Here is an 18,901-nt window from a genome sequence, read left to right on the forward strand (position 1 = left end):
TAAGGGAGCGCGTTTGTTCTTATGTAGCTGAAGAAGGTTACTTTTCAGTTATATGACGATAGTAGTCTACCAAAGAGTATACTTTAGGTTTAGAACCTGGTTTATAATCAATAACCAACCATTTATCCTCAGATTTATTTTTATCAAACACATAGTTTTCTTTTGGGAAATCAATGATTTTATAACCGGAATAAATGGTTGCAGGAACAGCTTCAAATATTTCTGCTGAATAATAATTAGCATCATCAGCAATGGTATAAAAATTATCTTCCCCTTGCTTCTTTTTAATCTCTTCTATCTCTTGTTCATCGGGCCCCAACAATAATATAGTTGATTTTGTGATGACTGTATCTGCCTTTATTTTTTGTTCCAATTTTCGTTCTAATGGTTTATGTTCAGCTTTTGTACAAGAAAGCATACTCATCAATAGTAAAAAAGATAAGAAAGCAGTGTGTTTCATAATTTTAGTTTTAAACATCGTCATTTCGTTTTATTTTTTCTTTATATCTCTTGCCTGATCCGGATTCATGAAGTCATACAGCATTACTTTTTCTCCATTTTTCTTCAGTTTGAAGAAGTGATCGTCGCAGTCATTTCCTGCATACCTTAGTTCAATTTCATCTTTATTTCCTGTCATATTATAAATTCCGGTGCAAAAAGACGTGTTCCCATCAACAGTAACTTCATCTTTGAATATAGAAATTTCATAGCAAGTCACAGATTCCATTCCATCTGTTCTTACCTCCGGCACACAATAACTATACACTCCTTCCCATTCGGCATTCAGGTCCAATGCAGGGGTACTTTTTTGTTTTGAAACTTCTTTTTTATGTTTAATTTCTTGTTCGATCTTTTTCTGTTTCGAAATAATTTGATCCGTAATCATGGGTTCTGTTTTCTTTATTTCCTGTTTACAGGACAGTAGGAAAAACGGTAATATAAGTAATGAATATTGGTGTGACATCTTTTTTTAGTCGCTTTATTTTGAAGTTTAATTGACTCACAAAGAAAGGAAAAACCTTTCAATCTACCTCTATTTAAGTTTATTTTGGAATTTCAAACAAAGTATTGTAAGATTCATAAAAAATATTACTTTTGTAATACCAAACAAATCACCAAAACATGAAAAACCATAAAAAATTAGCAAAACCAGAGCTAAAGAGAATCAATGGAGGAAATGCTCCTGTATGTGAATATGACGAAATAGCATGCCGTTATCCTCCTGCAAATGGAAATCCTGCCTTTTGGACATGCGAGCCAATAGCATATGGATGCAGAAACTAATAAAAACTACCGCTTTCTAATTTCCGAAAGCGGTTTATTTTACAAACACCTAACGAAAGCTGAAAACTTATTTTATTGAGTAAAAGTAAGATGATTTATAAGCTATATTATTCATAATCTATACGAATTATTAAACATGAAAAATCTAAAAAAATTAGCAAAATCAGAATTAAAAAAAATTAATGGTGGAAATGCTCCTGTTTGCGAACCTGGAGCCAGACCTTGCCGTTATAAAGCAGAAAATGGACATCCAGCTTACTGGAACTGTGTGGCAGAAGAATATGCATGTTGATTTCAATAAATATTAAAAAAACCGGCTTTCAGAAATTCTGAAAGCCGGTTCTTTAATAAATAGGTGAAAATTAAATATAAAATAAAGTGAATTATGATGATTAATATGAATAGCGAATGGTTAATTTTTGCTTCGCAAGTGAATAAATTATGCTATAAAAAATAGTTGTGAAGCCTATTAGCTATTCAATACTCACATTAAAATAATACGCTCATACTTTCTGCTGAAAAGTCTAAAAGAGATTCTGTATTCCCTTCTTTGATCTTTTTTACCCACTGGTAATCCTGCAAAATAGCACGTCCTACCGCTACAAGATCAAACTCTTCATTATCCAGTCTTTTAATCAGTTCTGTGAGATCTTTTTTCTCAGTTCCCTGACCCGCAAAAGCATTTAAGAAGTCTCCGTTCAATCCTACAGAACCTACAGTAATAGTAGGTTGTCTGGTAATTTTCTTGGCCCATCCTGCAAAGTTCAAATCAGAACCTTCAAATTCCGGCTCCCAGAAACGACGCTGTGAACAATGGAAAATATCCACTCCGGCTTCTTTTAATGGTAATAACCAATCTTCCATTTCGTTGGGAGTAAAGGCTAATCTGGTTTTATAATCCTGCTGTTTCCATTGTGAAAGACGAAGGATAATAGTAAAGTCTTCTCCTACTGCAGCTCTGATTGCTTTCACCACATCAACAGCAAATCGGCTTCTTTCCTTTAAGGTTTTTCCGCCATATTCATCTGTTCTTGTATTGGTTATTTCCCAGAAAAACTGATCGATAAGGTAACCATGTGCTCCGTGAATTTCAAGACAGTCGAAGCCAAGATCTTTCGCGGATTTAGCTGAAGCAGCAAACTGAGCAATGGTATCCTGGATATCTTCAATAGTCATCGTTGAAGCTTTCTCCATAGGCAGTAATGGATACTCATCAGACATTCTTGTATCTCCCACATGCCAGATCTGTGGTCCCATTTTACCCCCATTCTGATGTACGGTATCAATTACGTTTTTCCAGCCTTTTAAAGCTTCATTCCCATAGAAATCTGGGATATTCTGCATATTCTTTGATCCGGGTCTGTTGATTACAGTTCCTTCTGAAAGAATCAATCCTACTTCTGAAGCAGCTCTTCTTCCATAATAGTCAGCTATTTCTTGTGTAGGCACTCCGTTGTCAGATTGAGCTCTGGTCATAGGAGCCATTACAATTCTGTTTTTAAGCTGTAAATTTTTATATTGGAACGGTTTAAATAATGATGATGTAGTCATATTTAAAATCTTGTTTTATAATTGTTACACAAAGTAACTAATAATAGTTCGTTTTTGTATCTTTCATTAAAAAAATAGTGGTAACTTTGCAGTAACTTACATTAGTAACATTAAAGTAACGTATGAAAAAGAATGAATTAATGCAGTACAGCTGTCCTCTGGGCAAAGCAATGGCTGCCTTAGGAAGCAAATGGAAACCGATTATTGTTTTGGTAATTAAAGACCGAAAACTACGTTTTGGAGAACTTGCCGTGCGCATTAATGTGATCTCCAGAAAGGTATTAACCGATCAGTTACGGGAAATGGAAACGGATGGTTTGGTAATCCGTGAAGAGTTTAAAGAGCTGCCTCCAAGGGTAGAATATTCACTTACGGAAAAAGGATTAGCACTGTTGCCTATTTTATATCTGTTGGAAGAATGGGAGGCAAAATATCAGGTGAAAGGAACCTATTCGGAAGATTGTATAGAATTGATAAAGGAAAAGAAAAAAGCAACTAAAGTTTAATTAATATCTCTTACTTAAAACAAACTCTAAAATTATTTTCAACTCTTGTTAGCGTATTTTTATATTTCCCAGGTTTCCATTTGGAATAATTAGTCAAAATTTTGTTTTTCGCGAGACCTTCTAGTTCATTCTTGTATTTTTCATTCCTCTTAAAACCACTTACCCAATTTTCATTTTTTACATTGCTGATAGTTCCATCTTTTTCAACGATAAAACTGATATCAATAAAAGGATAGGTATCTAATTCATGTTGTAAAGGAAGTCCTGTCTGAACAGTTAGGATATCCTCTTTCCTAGTAAATTTATTTTCTTTTACCAAATTTGGCTGATCTTCTTCTGATAGGTCATAAACACTTAAGATTTTTGTTCCGGTTTTAATCTTCTGAATCATCAATTGTTCAGCTGCATGTTCAATTTTATGACGAAAATCTTTTCCGTGAATTTCCTCCATTTTTAAATCAATCATGGCTTTATAACATCCTTTAGTTTGCCCTTCCATCACAACACAGCTATAAATATCGTTTATCACTTCAATCTTCTGTTTTGCCGCATATTCTATTATTTCATCTGCATAAGGAGATGTCTTGCAACCAAAACAAGATGTAGTTACATAAATATTTTTATATTTTTCTAAATCTTTCTCAGCCTGTTCAATATCATCTTTACACATTCTATCATTTGGATTTGGATTTTTCACATAGCTACGCAGAAATTCCTTAGGATTTGGAGGCTGCTCATCCACAGGTTTTACTTTATCCTTACAGTCTAACAGGAATAAAAGTAAAAATAGGTAATAGATAGTTTTCATGATATTTTTTGATATTACTCGTTTCAAATATACAAATTACAGTTCTGATATCTTCATTATCTGCTTTCAAAAAAGTACGTAGCTTACGAAAAGGTAAGTATATAGTTTCTTCATTATTTCTGGCTCAAATTTGTAGAAAAATTTTTCATTATGAATTACAAAGAAATTGCGAAAGAAACTATTGATCATCTGTATAAAGCACACACCAGCATCCGAAAATCCGGTATTGATGAAAAACTGATTGCATTGGCAGAATTACGGGTTTCTCAAATTAATGGCTGCGCTTACTGCTGCAGCTATCATGCTAAAGAACTTCTCAACTTTGGCTTTGAACAGGATGTCGTAAACAGACTTCCAGGCTGGAAACATACCAATGCCTTCAATGATCAACAAAAACTTGTTTTAGAATGGGCAGAAGCTGTCACTTTCAACAATAATGAATGGCAGAGAATCAAAGGAAGATTATTGCAGTATTTTACAGAAAAAGAAATTGTAGAATTGACTTCAAGTATTACTTTGATGAGTACTTTGAATAAACTACGGATTACTTTAGCTGAACAGGATTAATAGTAAAAAGGTTGCCTTATGGGCAACCTTTCATCATATATACCATTTATTCCAGTTCTATTGGATTTAAATATTTTCTGACAAGATCCAATTCTTTCTGCCTTTGATTAATCTTTTCCTGACCTCCTAAGATAGTCGTTCCGGAGCTTGCCAGTACGCCTGCTATATTTTCATAACTGGCTTTCAGTGCCTGTTGAAATTTGGGCTGGGTAGTTTCGATAGCTTCAGTATACCGGCTTTTCTTTATATTAATTGATTTCCCTTCCAATTGTGAAGTAGAGACAGATTTTACCAGTTCAAAATCATACTCATTTTTTTCATCTGTAATTTTAATGATTAATCCTGGTAATCCACTGAATTTATAAGGTCCATAAGGCAGTGGAATTTCTGATGAATACCAGGCTGTCCAGTTTCTTCCTTTATAGGTAACTGTTGCCTTTTTGCAGTTCATTGTATTGATTATTCTTGTTTCATCTGTAAGTTTCCAGCTCCCTATTATCGGTTCCTTATACGTAAGTACAGACATCCCAACCGGCTGAAAATATTGTATGTTTTCATTAGATTGTAGAATGGTATATTGAAATTTTGTTTTAGGCAGTGATGTTCCATTTTTGAAACCCATAACTATACTTCCATCCGCATTCTTGGTGGATACAATAGAGTTTGCCATCACCGTATCTTTTTTAAGAGATTGGGTACTCGCAAAAAAAGCACGATTTTCACCTATATGTAAAGAGAATAATTCTTCGTGTATGTAATCAGGAGTCTGAGTATTTAGTTTAGCTTTCAGCAGATAGGTAAAATTCCCACGCAAAGCTTCTTTTTTATCTGATTGAGAATAGAATAAAATACTAAAAAATAAGAGTGATAACTGAAATAATTTTTTATTATAATTCATGGAGGCTGTTTTCTCTATAAAAATGCACATATTTCTATAATTACAAAAGCAAAACAGAAAAATTACTCCTAAATAAACAGATTTTAACCGACATTTTGGATATTATGATTAAAAAACCGCTTTCATCATCTGAAAGCGGTTTAAAATGTATCTTTAATCCAATTTTAGAATATCGCAGGATATTTCTGAGGATTGGTTTCATTAAACATAGCGTAGATCTTTTCTACCATATCGTCTGCAGACGGCTTACTGAAATAGTCTCCATCACTTGCATACGCCGGTCTGTGATCGTTAGCAGAGATTGTCAATGGGTCTGAATCTAAATATCTGAATGCTTTTTGCTTTTCTAAAATCTGCTGCAAGATGAATCCTGTTGTTCCACCTTCCACATCTTCGTCGATTACTACCAATCTGTTTGTTTTCTTAACACTTTCAGCAATTTCGTGAGATAAATCGAAAGGAATTAATGACTGAATATCGATCACTTCTGCAGAAATCCCCAGTTTTTCCAACTCATTAGCTGCTTCTGTAACAATTCTCCATGTAGAACCGTAAGTTACCAAAGTAACGTCTTTTCCTTCTTTTGTTACTTCAATTTTACCCACAGGAACAGTGAATTCACCTAAGTTATCAGGCTGTTTTTCTTTTAATCTGTATCCGTTCAGACATTCTACGATAATTGCCGGTTCATCAGCCTGAAGCATGGTGTTATAGAATCCAGCAGCTTTCGTTAGGTTTCTTGGTACCAATACTAAGATTCCTTTTGAAAGATTAAGAATACCTGCCATTGGAGAACCTGAATGCCAGATTCCTTCTAATCTGTGCCCTCTTGTTCTGATAATCAATGGAGCTTTCTGGCCTCCTTTGGTTCTGTAGTGTACAGTGGCCAAATCATCGCTCATTCCTTGTAAGCAATAAAGAACATAATCTAAATACTGAATTTCAGCAATAGGTTTCAATCCTCTCATTGCCATACCAATTCCCTGCCCAAGAATCGTTGCTTCACGAATTCCTGTATCAGCAATACGCAATGCTCCGTATTTCTCCTGCATACCTTCCAGTCCTTGGTTTACGTCACCGATATTTCCGGTATCTTCTCCAAAGATTAATGTTTCAGGATATTTTTCAAAGATTTTATCAAAATTATTTCTGATCACTACTCTTCCGTCTACATCTTCAGAGCTGTCTGAGTAAACAGGCTTGATTTCTTTAATGTTTTCAGCCTTCCATTCAGACTGAGAATATAAGTGAGATGAATAGTTTTCTTTCTCAATTTCAGACACTTCATTATACTTCTGCATCAATTGATTTCTTTCTGCAGAGTTAGTTCCTCTTGTAGCCAATAAAGCTTTTCTTGCTAAATGGAATACATCTTTCTTAGCTTTTGAAACTAATTTATTGAAATGAGTAAGCGCTGCTTCTACTTCAGCATTCTGACCTTTAAGGTTTTCTACTAAAGGAATGATAGACTGAACCAGTTCTTTAATAGCATTTTGATAGTTATCCCATGCTGCTTTTTGACCTGTTTTAGCTAATTTTTTAGCTTCTTCATCAATGGCATCCAATTCTTCGGCAGTCGCAATGAGTTCTTCCTTTCCATCAATCTCGATAGAATAGTTGATAATCCATTCCTTGAACTTTAACAACCCATCAAATTCAGCTTCCCAAGCTAAACGGGCTTCATTTTTATATCTTTCATGAGATCCTGATGTAGAGTGTCCCTGAGGCTGTGTAACGTCTACTACATGAACTACTACAGGAACACTTTCTGTTCTTGCAAAATGTTCTGCTCTAGCATAAGCGTCCAATAGTGCCGGATAATCCCAAGCTCTTACCTGAATGATCTCACAACCTTGGTTCTCCCCTTCTTTTCTCTGGAAACCACTTAGCATTTCGCTGATGTCAGCCTTGGCTCTCTGGTTTTTAGTAGGAACAGAAATTCCGTATCCGTCATCCCAGATTGAAACAATCATAGGAACCTGAAGTGCACATGCAGCGTTCAATGTTTCCCAGAAATGACCTTCTGCTGTAGAAGCATCTCCAATAGTTCCGAAAGCAATCTCATTTCCTTCTCTTGAAAACTTTTCAGAACCTTCAAATTTTACATTTTTATATATTGTGGAAGCCTGAGCTAATCCTAATAATCTTGGCATTTGTCCTGCTGTAGGAGAAATATCGGAAGAAATATTTTTCTGTGCCGTTAAATCTTTCCAGCTTCCGTCTTCATTTAAACTTCTTGTTGCAAAGTGCCCGTTCATTTGTCTTCCTGCTGAAGCCGGTTCTCTTTCCACGCTTGTATCAGCATACATCTGAGCAAAGAAACTTTCAGTCGTTAAAGCATTAATGGCCAATGCAAAAGTCTGGTCTCTATAGTAGCCAGAACGGAAGTCTCCATTTCTGAAAACCTTCGCCATTGCAAGCTGAGGAAGTTCCTTACCATCCCCAAAAATTCCGAATTTAGCTTTTCCGGTAAGTACTTCTCTCCTTCCGAGATAAGACATTTCACGGGAGATCCTTCCTAACTTGTAGTCTTCAAGTATCTGATTTTTAAAATCTTGAAAGGATATTTGCTGTGTTTCAATATAAGTTGTCTGCATAGCTAAGTAAAAAAGTTTTTGTTCTTCAAGTATTTTGCTAATATACACTTTTTAAATTAATTTTAATTTTTAATAATCTTTTTTAAAAATTTGATAATAAAAAAAATTGTGCTTTATTTTGAAAAAAATTGTAAAGATGGAAAAAAAATCACCTCATATCCTGAATGCATCCAGCAATCTTTTGGGGTTTTCATTGATTATTATTACCTCATTGAAAATCGCTAAAATAAGCCACAATACATATTTAGACGAATTTGCGGGGCTTGCCTGTATCCTTTTTGCATGCAGCTGCTTCTTTTCATTTCTGGCCATCAGAACCGGAAATAAAAAACGGGAATACACGTTTGAGAGTATTGCGGATTATTTATTTTTAATCGCTTTATTTTGTATAGTTCTGGCCGTTATTATTTTAACTCTAAAAATAATTTAATTCCAAAGCATACGCTCAATTATCATTATCTAAACAAAAACCATAGATATTTATCTAAAAACATCTATTTTAATTATTCTGGTATATTATTTGAAATTAATTTTAAATAATTAATAAAAAAAACACTATAAAATGACAAAAAAATTACTGATCGTAGTTAAGGTCTTCGCCTTTTCTACTCTTCACTTCGCACAGGTAGGAATAAACACCTCAAATCCTCAGACAGCCTTTCATATTGATGGAGCCAAAGACAACCCAACATCAGGTTCTCCCTCAGTAGTACAACAAGCTAATGATTTCGCAGTCACTAACACAGCTCAAGTGGGGATAGGGACCACAACGCCAACAGAAAAGCTGGATGTAAGTTCTGGAAATGTACGTGTCCGAAATATTAATTCCAATATTGGAATTGGAGGAACAGACAGAGTTGTAGTTGCAGACGCCAATGGTGTTCTGAAAACTATAGATTTTACAGCCTATTCATTATTTCATGCCCGTTTGGCTGCCGATCAGAACACAAGCGCCTCAGCTTCTATTGTTACCCTAATGTTTGCCACTCCAGTTGCCACTTCCCCATTTTATTCTTACAACACTTCTTCAGGGGTTCTGACATTTAATCAGGCGGGTAATTATCTGGTCACGCTACAGGCAAGTTTTTCAAATATTTCTGCAGGAGCGCAATTACTTTTAGGAATTAGACCTGTTCCAGACAGTAACTATCTGGGAAGGGGAAGCCACTATGCAGGAGCAACAACTCCTACTCTAACTGCTTCAACAAGAATTGGTGAACTAATGAATTATACAACAGTAATTGTAGTCCCTACAGCAGGTTATCAGATTCGTTTTACCGCAGCTCCCAATCAGTCATGTACTATCTTATCAACAGAGATCGGACCTACAGGAAATGGAAATGTGACCAATGTAACGGTACAGAAAATATAAATAGGAAAACATAAATACAAAGCTTCGGCGCACCTTTGGTGCGCCGAAGCTTTGTATTTTATACTATTTTTTAAAACTTTCTTTCAATTACATACTCCAACATACTATGTAAGGATTTTCTTGCTTCAGACTCCGGAAATTCATTAAGAATATCCTTCGCTTTCTGCTGAAAATCTTTCATTACTGTGATAGAGTACTCTAGCCCTCCGGAACTCTTAACGAACTCTATCAGTTCTTTTACACGTTTTGGATTGTTATTATAACGCTTGATGGTATCGAAATAATATTTTCTGTCCTTTTCACCGGCTATTTTCAGGGTATGAATTAAAGGCAGTGTCATTTTCTGTTCTTTAATATCAATTCCTACCGGTTTACCAATCACATTGGAGCTTAAAAAATCAAAAAGATCATCCTTGATCTGGAAAGCCATTCCAGTGAAGGTGCCAAAGTCCTGCATTTTTTTAGCAAGAACTTTGTCTGCATTGTTAGAAAGAATTCCTATTTCGCAGCAGGCAGCAATTAAAGTTGCCGTTTTCTGACGAATAATTTCATAATAAACGTCTTCCGTAATATCCAGTTTTCTGGCTTTCTCCAATTGAAGAAGCTCACCTTCAGACATTTCACGGATGGTTCTTGAAATTACACCCAATAAATCGTAATCTTTATGATCTGTAGATAACAATACTGATTTTGATAACAGGTAGTCTCCTACCAAAACAGCAATTTTATTCTTCCACAAGGCATTAATGGAGAAAAAGTTACGGCGTTTAAAGCTTTCATCCACCACATCATCATGTACCAAAGTGGCTGTATGAATCAGCTCAATCATGGAGGCTCCACGATACGTTTTTTCGGTCACATTTCCTACCAGTTTGGCACAAAGAAATACAAACATAGGACGCATCTGTTTCCCTTTGGTGGTAACAATAAAACGAGTTACTTTATCTAATAAAGGGACTTTACTCTGCATTGATTCATAAAACTTCTGTTCAAAAAGTTTCATTTCATCATTGATCGGTTGCTTGATTTCTTCTACGATGTTTGCCACAATCTGCTAATGCTGGGTGAATAAAATTATTAATTCTCACAAAGATAATTTTTTTCGCTCAATTTTAAACGAAAATTAATCTTTGAATTGTTCTTTGGGGATAAAATAAAGGGCTGGCTTGGTACTTCCTAACGGAGATTTAAACTTTTCTCCTGAAATAAATATCCCTGTTTCATCTACAGCAATACCTTCAATCTGTCCAATTGATAAAGCACTTCCCAGATAATAATGTTTTGATCTCTCTTTGAAAAACATTCCGGCTTCTGTTTCTGTAAAAACATCCATAAACACTTCTGTTTTCTTACTATACCCAACCAGATAAAGCTTCTTATCAAAATAGGCTGCATCTGTCACCATGAAGTTTGTTGTATAGGTTTCTGTCTTCACAGCATCCTGTTTTTCATTCTTTTCAGGATCAATTACATAATGTTTGGTTGATTTAGACACCCATTCTTTGGTAAACAGATGAAGCTTTCCGTGAGCATATACCATAGCTTCAGCATCATAATCGGTATTAAAATAGCTGGATCTGTAATCAGTCTGCTCCGGATAGTGGAATTTAATCTCCCTTACCTGGCTATTTTGCAGACTATCGCCCTGAAAAGGGACTCTATAAATGGTAAGATGCCTTCGGCTTCCGTCATTATTTCCGAAATCACCGATATAAAAGTTACTTCCGTCATTAGTCAATGCTTCCCAATCGGTATTTCTGGCATTTACTTTTAAGGCTTTCACCACCTCTCCTGAAGTTTTATTGATTTCGAATAATTCAGGAGTATTTCCGCTATCATTGAAAGTATATAGCTTTCCGTTAAAAATATTCAGTCCGGAAGTTTCCTGGATTTTATCATCCAAGCGGCTTACTCTGTATTTTTTTATTTTCAGGAAATCTGTCTGTTGAGAAAATGTAGCTTGAAAGGCAAGAAAAGCCAATAACAGAAATATTCTTTTCATAGTGCAAAAATAGGACTTTCTATCAAAACAGTAATATTTAGAATAATTCTTTTCTAACAGGCTATCTATTTAAACCTTATATAAAAATTATTGAACATATTTTCTACTAAGAGGTAATTCTAATAAACCTTCAACTTCATATTTAGATAAAATAAGAGTTTATAATGTGGTTTTTGTAAACACCTGTACAGACATGTAACCTTTTCCCCAGTTGAAATTAGGATCAGTAGTAGACCACATATTAAATCGAATGGTGTCGGATCCAACTGTAGGCTCAACATATCCATTTAAAGCGTAGGTAACACTAACAGGGGTAGAAGTATTATTAATAATAGTATCCCCTACAGTTGCACTTATAGAAAACATTCTGGAACTAGGGCTAGTTGCAGAAGAGCTAGCAAATAAAGTAGACTTTCTTGATCCTATTGGAAGTTCAGTACCATTTTTTAGAAATCGGATTCCATAATAGCCACTAAGATTATTGTTTGAAGAAGTTGTTCCCATTGGAACGCTATAAGTAGTTACTAGTTTTGCTTGAGTAAAAGCTGGTACTGTTACAGTGATGCTTAATCCTAAGTTAATATTATTAATTGTTGTTCCTGAGGTTACTGCCTGATCTACAGGGGCAGAAGCAACACTATCGTAAAAATTTTCAAATTTCCATATTGTTTTATCATATTGCTGATAAGTAACCCATAAAGGGGCTGTCGGAGTACCTATATTCGTGTAAAAACCTTCTACCATACTTGTTGTAGCATTCATATTGTAGACAATAAGTCCTTTTGCAGGGGAAGGAATTGTAGTTCCATCATTAGGAGAGGTAATCATTACCCTGGGAATAAGAAAAGTTTTATAAGATTCATATAATAGAAAAAACGGATTAAAAAACCCGTTTTCTCTTTCAATTTCTATCGATTTATAAGATATTAAGCTGTTTTTTGCTCTGCCTTATTTTGTTGTTGCTCTTTCTTTTTAGCCTGTTTTGCAAAATATTCTTTTTGATATTGCCTTACTGTTTTTCCGGTTCCGTCATGTCTCCATCCTGGAGAGTTGAAAATATAATTGACTCTATCAGTAAATTTTAATCCCGGTTGTTTTAAATCTTTCCAGATTTTTCTCCATTCATAAAAGAGGACTGTATCAGGTCTGTTGTCCGGCATTTTAGGATAGATTCCATATTTTACCGGAATATTCGGGTCTTCCTTCTGGAAGGTGCCAAATATTTTATCCCAGATAATAAGACACATTCCCATGTTTTTATCCAGATATTTAATGTTACAAGCATGATGTACACGATGGTGGGAAGGGGTTACAAGAATATGTTCTAAAACGCCCATGCTCTTTACGGTCTGTGTATGTACCCATGTTCCATATACCTGTCCAACAGCGTAGGCTACCATGATATGCCAAGGATTAAATCCTAAGAATGCTAATGGCGAAAAGTATAAATATCTGTAAAGTGGTTGTAAAACAGGACTTCTGAATCCTGTGGTAAGGTTGAAGAATTCTGAACTATGGTGGGTTATATGAACAGCCCAGAATGCTCTGGAACGGTGATCCACATAATGCAATACATAGTAGGCAAAATCTGTTATTATAAAACAAGCTAATAAATACCAGATGCTAAGATCCCATGAAAAAAGTCTGTGGTTGTAGAAGAAAAACATTACCCCCATTGCAAATGCCTTCATGATCAGGTCAAGACCAAAGTTCATCAAAGCAAGATAAACATTTGTAGCAAGGTCTTTTCCACTGTATAACTTGGCCTCAGAAACGTGGCTGTAAATCATTTCAGCTAAAATAACTGTAGCATGCAACGGAATTGACCATGCATATACATTTTCTAATCCGTTCTCGCTCATAAAGTACTCCATCATCACAAAATAATTTGTGCAAAGGTAGGGTTTTAGGCGATTCTTTAAGGGGAATTTAAGATTTTTTTAAGGAAATTTTAATCCGCATTTTTGTTGGCTAGCTGTCCACAAGCAGCATCAATATCACCTCCACGGCTTCTTCTCACCATCACCGTAATACCTGCATTTTCGAGCTGACGGATATAGTTTTCTTCAGCCTGTTTGTTGCATTGGTCATACTTTCCGTCTCCAATTGGGTTGTACTGAATAAGGTTCACTTTTGAAGGAACCTGCTTACAGTATTTAATTAAAGCTTTGATATCTTCATCACCATCATTAATTCCTTTCCAAACACAGTATTCAAAAGTAATTACTGAACCTGTTTTCTGATACCAATACTGAAGTGCCTCCATAATATCCGTTAATGGGAATTTATCTGAAAAAGGCATAATTTCATTACGTTTTGCTTCAATGGCCGAGTGAAGAGACAATGCCAATTTCACACGCAATTCATCATCAGCAAGCATTTTAATCATCTTTGGAATTCCTGATGTAGAAACCGTAATTCTTCTTGGAGACATTCCCAATCCTTCCGGCTGAGTAATCTTTCTGATGGCTTCCACTACATTTTTGTAGTTCATCATAGGTTCACCCATTCCCATGAATACGATATTGGAAAGCGGTCTGTCAAAATACATTCTGCTTTGGCTGTCAATTAAAGCAACCTGGTCTACAATTTCTGCCACTTCAAGGTTTCTCATCCTTTTCAGTTTGGCAGTAGCGCAGAATTCACAGTTCAATGAGCAGCCTACCTGTGAAGATACACAAGCTGTTGTTCTTGTTTCTGTTGGAATAAGAACAGATTCTACCAATAATCCATCGTGAAGTTTCACTCCGTTTTTGATGGTTCCGTCTGTACTTTTTTGAAGAAGATCTACGGAAACAGGATTAATGGTATATTCTTCGGAAATTTTTTCGCGAAGAGATTTCGAAAGATTCGTCATTTCATCAATCGAATGGAGGTTTTTACTCCATAGCCAATCATAGACCTGTTTCGCACGAAACGGCTTTTCCCCTAAAGTTACAAAGTATTCTTTAAGCTGATCTAGTGATAATGTACGGATATCTTTCATAATATTAAAGAGCCAAGTTAAAAGTAAAAAGTTTTAAAGTTTAGTATTATTAACTATTGTAGCCAAAATGTTTTTCAATTCGTTACTTTCATTCAATAAAGCTTTAAATTCTTCAGAATCATAGCCATCTAATTTTTCTAAAACCCGAAGCCAAAAATTACTTTCTCTGGCTTCTCTTAAAGCAATTTTTACTTTATTTTTAAAATCAGCTTTAGAAGATCCGGTCTGTGATTCTTCATAATTAGCACCTATTGAAGTTGCTGATTTCCCAAGTTGAAATCTTATTAATTTACCTTCAGGATCATTTGGAAGTATTCTTAAAAATTTAAGACAATTAACTCCAAATGTAAAAGTTCTTATAAGTAGATCATTTTGTCTCATCTCTACTTGTATTCCTTTTAACTTGGCTCTTTTTACTTTTTTATAGAATTAACATTGCGTCACCGTAAGAATAGAATTTATACTTTTCTTTTACGGCTTCTTCATACGCATGCATGATGAAATCTCTTCCAGCAAATGCAGCAATCATCATAATTAATGTAGACTTCGGTGTGTGGAAGTTTGTAATCATTGAGTTCGCCACTCCGAAATCGTGAGGTGGGTAGATGAATTTATTCGTCCAACCGTTGAAAGCAGAGATTTTTTTGTTTGAAGAAACAGATGTTTCCAATGCTCTCATTGTTGTAGTTCCAACGGCACAAACTCTTCTGTGAGATTCTACTGCTTTGTTGATGATTAAAGCATTTTTCTCATCAATGATGATCTCTTCAGATTCCATTTTGTGCTTAGAAAGATCTTCTACCTCAATTGGGTTGAAAGTTCCTAATCCTACGTGAAGAGTAACTTCAGCAAAATTAATTCCTTTGATCTCTAATCTCTTCATCAAATGCTTAGAGAAGTGAAGCCCTGCTGTAGGTGCAGCTACTGCTCCTTCTACTTTAGCGTAGATTGTCTGGTATCTTTCTGCATCTTCAGGTTCTACTGCTCTTTTGATATATTTTGGAAGTGGAGTTTCTCCTAATTCCTTAAGTTTCGTTCTGAACTCGTCATAAGAACCGTCGAATAAGAATCTTAACGTTCTTCCTCTTGAAGTAGTGTTATCAATAACCTCAGCTACCAAAGATTCATCTTCAGTGAAGAATAATTTGTTACCAATTCTGATTTTTCTTGCCGGATCTACCAAAACGTCCCAAACTCTTGTTTCTTTATCAAGCTCTCTTAATAAGAAAACTTCAATTTTAGCACCTGTTTTTTCTTTATTTCCGTAAAGACGTGCAGGGAAAACCTTAGTATTGTTGAAGATGAACAAATCCTCCTCATCAAAATAATCCACAACATCCTTGAATAATTTGTGCTCGATAGTTTGTGTTTTTCTATCAAGTACCATTAATCTCGCTTCGTCTCTGTGCTCTGATGGGTGTTCTGCTAATAATTCTGCAGGAAGATCAAAATTAAAATCTGATGTTTTCATTTTTTAAATTACGGTTTAAAAATTATTGAAATTACAAGGTGTAATTTTCGGAGTGCAAATATACGACATTGAACACCCCTTTGTCAAGTATTATTTTCAATCAAATATAAAACCGTGATTTAACGGGGATTTTTTAAGCTTAAAAAAGAGTATTTTTGGAAAAATTGAAATTGAGCATGGAATCTGTAAGTAAAATATATTTCCTTGATAGTCCATATCCTAACGGACATAAAATTGAAGTCTTCAACTGGAGCGGACGAATTGATGAGGATGGATTCATCTGGTTTGATTTTCATTTAAAAACTGAAAATTATTACGCTAATGACGATGAAAACAGCGAAGAGGAAGAGGAAGAAGAAAACGAAACTCTGTCTAATTGGAACTCCAAAATAGTGTGGGGCAATTATCATGCCTGTACTCTGTCATCCAATTATTGGAGTGAACAAAGAGGAATCAGAATTAACAAAACGGATGAAAAGCTGGATTTCGATACTGTTGTTAAAAATGATCTTTTCAGCAACGATCTTCCTTCTGAAGACCATTTTGACGATGATGATCTTGCCTTCAGTATTTATCTGCTTGGGCATGACAGTTGTGCAGACCATCAGATCCGGTTTTCAAAAACAGACAGTAACCTATATGATATTACATGGACTGGTAAAATAGCACTGACTTACTCCGGTGATGATGAGTTTTCACATGATTTCAAAGCTCAGATTTTTAATGCTGAATTCGAAGGTTTCCATTATCCAAAAACCTGGACAGTAGAAAAAGCAACAGAAATATTCAAAGCTCAGCTCGCCAATTTTGAAGAATATGAATTTGTGGATCTCAATCCTAAAAGTAACAAAAGAGAGTATAAACTCGACAAACTAAAACACTAACAGCATAAAAACAACAAATTAAAAAATTATAATTATGAGCAAATATTCAATTGAAGCGTTTATCAACGAAACAAAAGAGAATCCGCAACAAAGGGATTATTTCGAATTGGAAACCAAGCATCTTTTAGAAATCAACCTTAATAATCAGGCGGTATGGACTAAAAAAGGAAGCATGGTAAGTTACGTTGGAAATATCAATTTTGAAAGACAGGGAATGCTGGCAGGTGGCATTGGAAATCTTCTGAAGAAAGCCATCAGTGGAGAAGGAAGCAAGCTGATGAAAGCTGAAGGTACCGGAAAATTGTATGTTGCAGACTCTGGTAAAAAGGTTCGTATCCTCTATCTGAACAATGAATCGGTTTGTGTAAACGGAAATGATGTTCTAGCTCACGAACAAAGTGTAAACAGTGATATTACCATGCTGAAAAGTATCGCAGGCATGATGTCCGGAGGCCTTTTCCAGGTAAAACTTTCAGGAACCGGTCATATCGCCATTACAACTCATGGAGATCCTTTAACATTACTTGTAACTCCTGACACTCCTGTTTTCACCGACCCAAATGCTACTGTTGCCTGGTCCGGAAACCTAAGTCCTGAACTGAAAACAAATGTTTCTTTTAAAAGCCTTATTGGAAGAGGAAGCGGTGAAGAATTCCAGATGAAGTTCTCAGGACATGGCTGGGTACTGATTCAGCCTTATGAAGAGGTATATTATATGGAAAAATAATCTGTAAATCACTATCTTTGAAGTAAGTAATTCAGTTCATGACGCTTAAAATATGAACCTATGAAAAATATATTCTTGGGACTATTCTTAATGATAATCAGTATAGTCCATTCACAAGTGCAGAAAGTAGAGCAAGTAATCGACTCCTGTGTAAAGAAAGATAATTTCAATGGCTCTGTTTTAATAGCTCATAACGGAAAAACTGAATTACTTACTTATAAAGGTTTATCTAACAGGCATTACAACATTGCCTTTTCTGATGAAACCAGATTTCATATTTTCTCGCTCACCAAAACCTTTACGGCTGTATTGATTATGCAACTTTATGAGAAAGGAAAGATTGATTTAGATGCCACTATTTCCACCTATTATCCGGAATACAAAGGAGAAGCTGCCAAAAAGGCTACGATCAGAAACCTGCTCACCTATAGCAGCGGCAGAGACAACAAGGATATCAATTCACCGGAACTTATTCATCAGGCTTATGACAATACTATCTGGAATCTAGATGATTTTATCACCACTTTTCTTTCTGAGAAACTAGTTAATAAGCCTGGAACAAAGTTTAGCTATAACAATGGTGATTTTATACTGCTAGGCAAAATTATTGAGAAAATATATCACAAATCTTTTGAGGAAGTTCTCAAAGAACAAATACTGGTTCCGCTTAAAATGGAGAATACAGGTTTCCTTCATCACCATGATATCATTCAAAATATAGATGAAGGATATTCAGCTGATGCCACGGATCCATTTACTCTTCATACGCCTACCAACACTTATATTGATAATTTTTATTCTGCAGGAGCTATGTATTCTACTCCTAAAGACTTATTAATCTTTGACCAAGCAATATTTAACAGCGTTTTAATTACAAAAAAGACGTTGGCTACCATGCTTACTGCTGATCCAAAACTGGAAGACACAGCATTAGGTTTTTGGGTATATCCTAAAAAATTCGGTTCTATCAATACCCTATTTGCAGAACGTCAGGGGGAAGGTTATGGTCATAGTGCCAATTGGGTTCATTTAGTTGATAAGGATCTTAGTATCATCATTCTATCCAATACCAAAAGTATTCAATACTTAAACAAAATGAGAGAAAGACTAATCAGGGCTTACTATGGACAGTGATTGTTTTTCAATTTAGACTTGAGATGCAGAGATTAGAGATATTCAATGTCAATAGCAATTTTGCATTGCAAGTGAATGGAGGGTTTTGGAAGTTTTATTAATCTAAAGTTCTTT

At 35.2% G+C, this 18,901-nt stretch carries 22 protein-coding genes; 9 read left to right on the forward strand and 13 right to left on the reverse strand.

Features of this window, described 5'->3' with window-relative positions:
• Window positions 1-37: 37 nt before the first annotated feature.
• Window positions 38-478: a hypothetical protein gene (locus CHSO_RS18065; RefSeq protein WP_144428973.1), complete on the reverse strand. Its 441-nt coding sequence runs from the start codon at window positions 476-478 to the stop codon at window positions 38-40.
• A 12-nt stretch (window positions 479-490) separates the two neighbouring features.
• The gene (locus CHSO_RS18070; protein ID WP_045499056.1) at window positions 491-886 is read right to left on the reverse strand and encodes a hypothetical protein; all 396 of its coding nucleotides are present in this window, start codon (window positions 884-886) and stop codon (window positions 491-493) included.
• Between the two features lie 236 nt (window positions 887-1,122).
• On the opposite strand from CHSO_RS18070, the gene CHSO_RS26030 reads away from it, so the two are divergent.
• Both CHSO_RS26030 and CHSO_RS26035 read left to right on the forward strand, forming a co-directional pair.
• Complete coding sequence (locus tag CHSO_RS26030) at window positions 1,123-1,284, forward strand: hypothetical protein (protein ID WP_171817666.1); 162 nt, start codon at window positions 1,123-1,125, stop codon at window positions 1,282-1,284.
• 136 nt (window positions 1,285-1,420) lie between these two features.
• A complete protein-coding gene (locus tag CHSO_RS26035; protein WP_171817667.1) occupies window positions 1,421-1,576 on the forward strand; it encodes a bacteriocin-like protein in 156 nt (51 codons plus the stop codon).
• 197 nt (window positions 1,577-1,773) lie between these two features.
• Here CHSO_RS26035 and CHSO_RS18075 read toward each other — a convergent pair whose 3' ends face one another.
• Window positions 1,774-2,835: an NADH:flavin oxidoreductase gene (locus CHSO_RS18075; protein ID WP_045499058.1), complete on the reverse strand. Its 1,062-nt coding sequence runs from the start codon at window positions 2,833-2,835 to the stop codon at window positions 1,774-1,776.
• Window positions 2,836-2,957: 122 nt separating this feature from the next.
• On the opposite strand from CHSO_RS18075, the gene CHSO_RS18080 reads away from it, so the two are divergent.
• On the forward strand, window positions 2,958-3,341 hold the full coding sequence (locus CHSO_RS18080) for a winged helix-turn-helix transcriptional regulator (protein ID WP_045499061.1): 384 nt from the start codon (window positions 2,958-2,960) through the stop codon (window positions 3,339-3,341).
• Between the two features lie 10 nt (window positions 3,342-3,351).
• On the opposite strand, the gene CHSO_RS18085 is transcribed toward CHSO_RS18080, so the two are convergent.
• Window positions 3,352-4,176: a hypothetical protein gene (locus CHSO_RS18085; RefSeq protein ID WP_144428974.1), complete on the reverse strand. Its 825-nt coding sequence runs from the start codon at window positions 4,174-4,176 to the stop codon at window positions 3,352-3,354.
• Window positions 4,177-4,299: 123 nt separating this feature from the next.
• Between CHSO_RS18085 and CHSO_RS18090 the strand changes: the two genes are divergently transcribed.
• Window positions 4,300-4,716, forward strand: coding sequence for a carboxymuconolactone decarboxylase family protein (locus tag CHSO_RS18090; protein ID WP_045499067.1), 417 nt, complete (start codon window positions 4,300-4,302; stop codon window positions 4,714-4,716).
• Between the two features lie 46 nt (window positions 4,717-4,762).
• On the opposite strand, the gene CHSO_RS18095 is transcribed toward CHSO_RS18090, so the two are convergent.
• Both CHSO_RS18095 and CHSO_RS18100 read right to left on the reverse strand, forming a co-directional pair.
• The gene (locus tag CHSO_RS18095; RefSeq protein WP_045502905.1) at window positions 4,763-5,614 is read right to left on the reverse strand and encodes a GLPGLI family protein; all 852 of its coding nucleotides are present in this window, start codon (window positions 5,612-5,614) and stop codon (window positions 4,763-4,765) included.
• A 164-nt stretch (window positions 5,615-5,778) separates the two neighbouring features.
• A complete protein-coding gene (locus CHSO_RS18100; RefSeq protein WP_045499070.1) occupies window positions 5,779-8,211 on the reverse strand; it encodes a transketolase C-terminal domain-containing protein in 2,433 nt (810 codons plus the stop codon).
• Window positions 8,212-8,347: 136 nt separating this feature from the next.
• On the opposite strand from CHSO_RS18100, the gene CHSO_RS18105 reads away from it, so the two are divergent.
• Window positions 8,348-8,641, forward strand: a complete 294-nt coding sequence (locus CHSO_RS18105; RefSeq protein ID WP_045499073.1) for a hypothetical protein — start codon at window positions 8,348-8,350, stop codon at window positions 8,639-8,641.
• 132 nt (window positions 8,642-8,773) lie between these two features.
• A complete protein-coding gene (locus tag CHSO_RS18110; RefSeq protein ID WP_045499075.1) occupies window positions 8,774-9,583 on the forward strand; it encodes a hypothetical protein in 810 nt (269 codons plus the stop codon).
• Between the two features lie 70 nt (window positions 9,584-9,653).
• Here CHSO_RS18110 and CHSO_RS18115 read toward each other — a convergent pair whose 3' ends face one another.
• The 7 genes from CHSO_RS18115 to queA form a co-directional block, all read right to left on the reverse strand.
• The gene (locus tag CHSO_RS18115) at window positions 9,654-10,631 is read right to left on the reverse strand and encodes a polyprenyl synthetase family protein (RefSeq protein ID WP_045499077.1); all 978 of its coding nucleotides are present in this window, start codon (window positions 10,629-10,631) and stop codon (window positions 9,654-9,656) included.
• Between the two features lie 75 nt (window positions 10,632-10,706).
• Window positions 10,707-11,585 carry a hypothetical protein gene (locus CHSO_RS18120; protein WP_045499080.1) on the reverse strand — a complete coding sequence of 293 codons (879 nt, stop codon included), beginning with the start codon at window positions 11,583-11,585 and terminating at the stop codon, window positions 10,707-10,709.
• Window positions 11,586-11,744: 159 nt separating this feature from the next.
• A complete protein-coding gene (locus CHSO_RS18125) occupies window positions 11,745-12,413 on the reverse strand; it encodes a hypothetical protein (RefSeq protein WP_045499083.1) in 669 nt (222 codons plus the stop codon).
• Window positions 12,414-12,511: 98 nt separating this feature from the next.
• Entirely contained in the window at window positions 12,512-13,459 is a 948-nt protein-coding gene (locus tag CHSO_RS18130; RefSeq protein WP_410493410.1) for a sterol desaturase family protein, read from the reverse strand.
• 77 nt (window positions 13,460-13,536) lie between these two features.
• Window positions 13,537-14,571, reverse strand: a complete 1,035-nt coding sequence (gene rlmN / locus CHSO_RS18135; RefSeq protein ID WP_045499089.1) for a 23S rRNA (adenine(2503)-C(2))-methyltransferase RlmN — start codon at window positions 14,569-14,571, stop codon at window positions 13,537-13,539.
• A gap of 33 nt (window positions 14,572-14,604) precedes the next feature.
• Window positions 14,605-14,952: a four helix bundle protein gene (locus CHSO_RS18140; RefSeq protein ID WP_045499093.1), complete on the reverse strand. Its 348-nt coding sequence runs from the start codon at window positions 14,950-14,952 to the stop codon at window positions 14,605-14,607.
• 40 nt (window positions 14,953-14,992) lie between these two features.
• Window positions 14,993-16,042, reverse strand: coding sequence for a tRNA preQ1(34) S-adenosylmethionine ribosyltransferase-isomerase QueA (gene queA, locus CHSO_RS18145; RefSeq protein WP_045499096.1), 1,050 nt, complete (start codon window positions 16,040-16,042; stop codon window positions 14,993-14,995).
• Between the two features lie 155 nt (window positions 16,043-16,197).
• Between queA and CHSO_RS18150 the strand changes: the two genes are divergently transcribed.
• From CHSO_RS18150 to CHSO_RS18160, 3 genes are read left to right on the forward strand one after another with little or no spacing between them, the layout of a single operon-like run.
• Window positions 16,198-16,926 carry a hypothetical protein gene (locus tag CHSO_RS18150; protein ID WP_144428975.1) on the forward strand — a complete coding sequence of 243 codons (729 nt, stop codon included), beginning with the start codon at window positions 16,198-16,200 and terminating at the stop codon, window positions 16,924-16,926.
• Between the two features lie 34 nt (window positions 16,927-16,960).
• Window positions 16,961-17,653 (forward strand): AIM24 family protein, encoded by a 693-nt coding sequence (locus tag CHSO_RS18155; RefSeq protein ID WP_045499102.1) that lies wholly within the window; start codon window positions 16,961-16,963, stop codon window positions 17,651-17,653.
• Window positions 17,654-17,713: 60 nt separating this feature from the next.
• The gene (locus CHSO_RS18160; RefSeq protein WP_171817668.1) at window positions 17,714-18,787 is read left to right on the forward strand and encodes a serine hydrolase domain-containing protein; all 1,074 of its coding nucleotides are present in this window, start codon (window positions 17,714-17,716) and stop codon (window positions 18,785-18,787) included.
• Window positions 18,788-18,901 lie beyond the last annotated feature (114 nt).

The organism is Chryseobacterium sp. StRB126 (assembly GCF_000829375.1).
Lineage (GTDB): Bacteria > Bacteroidota > Bacteroidia > Flavobacteriales > Weeksellaceae > Chryseobacterium.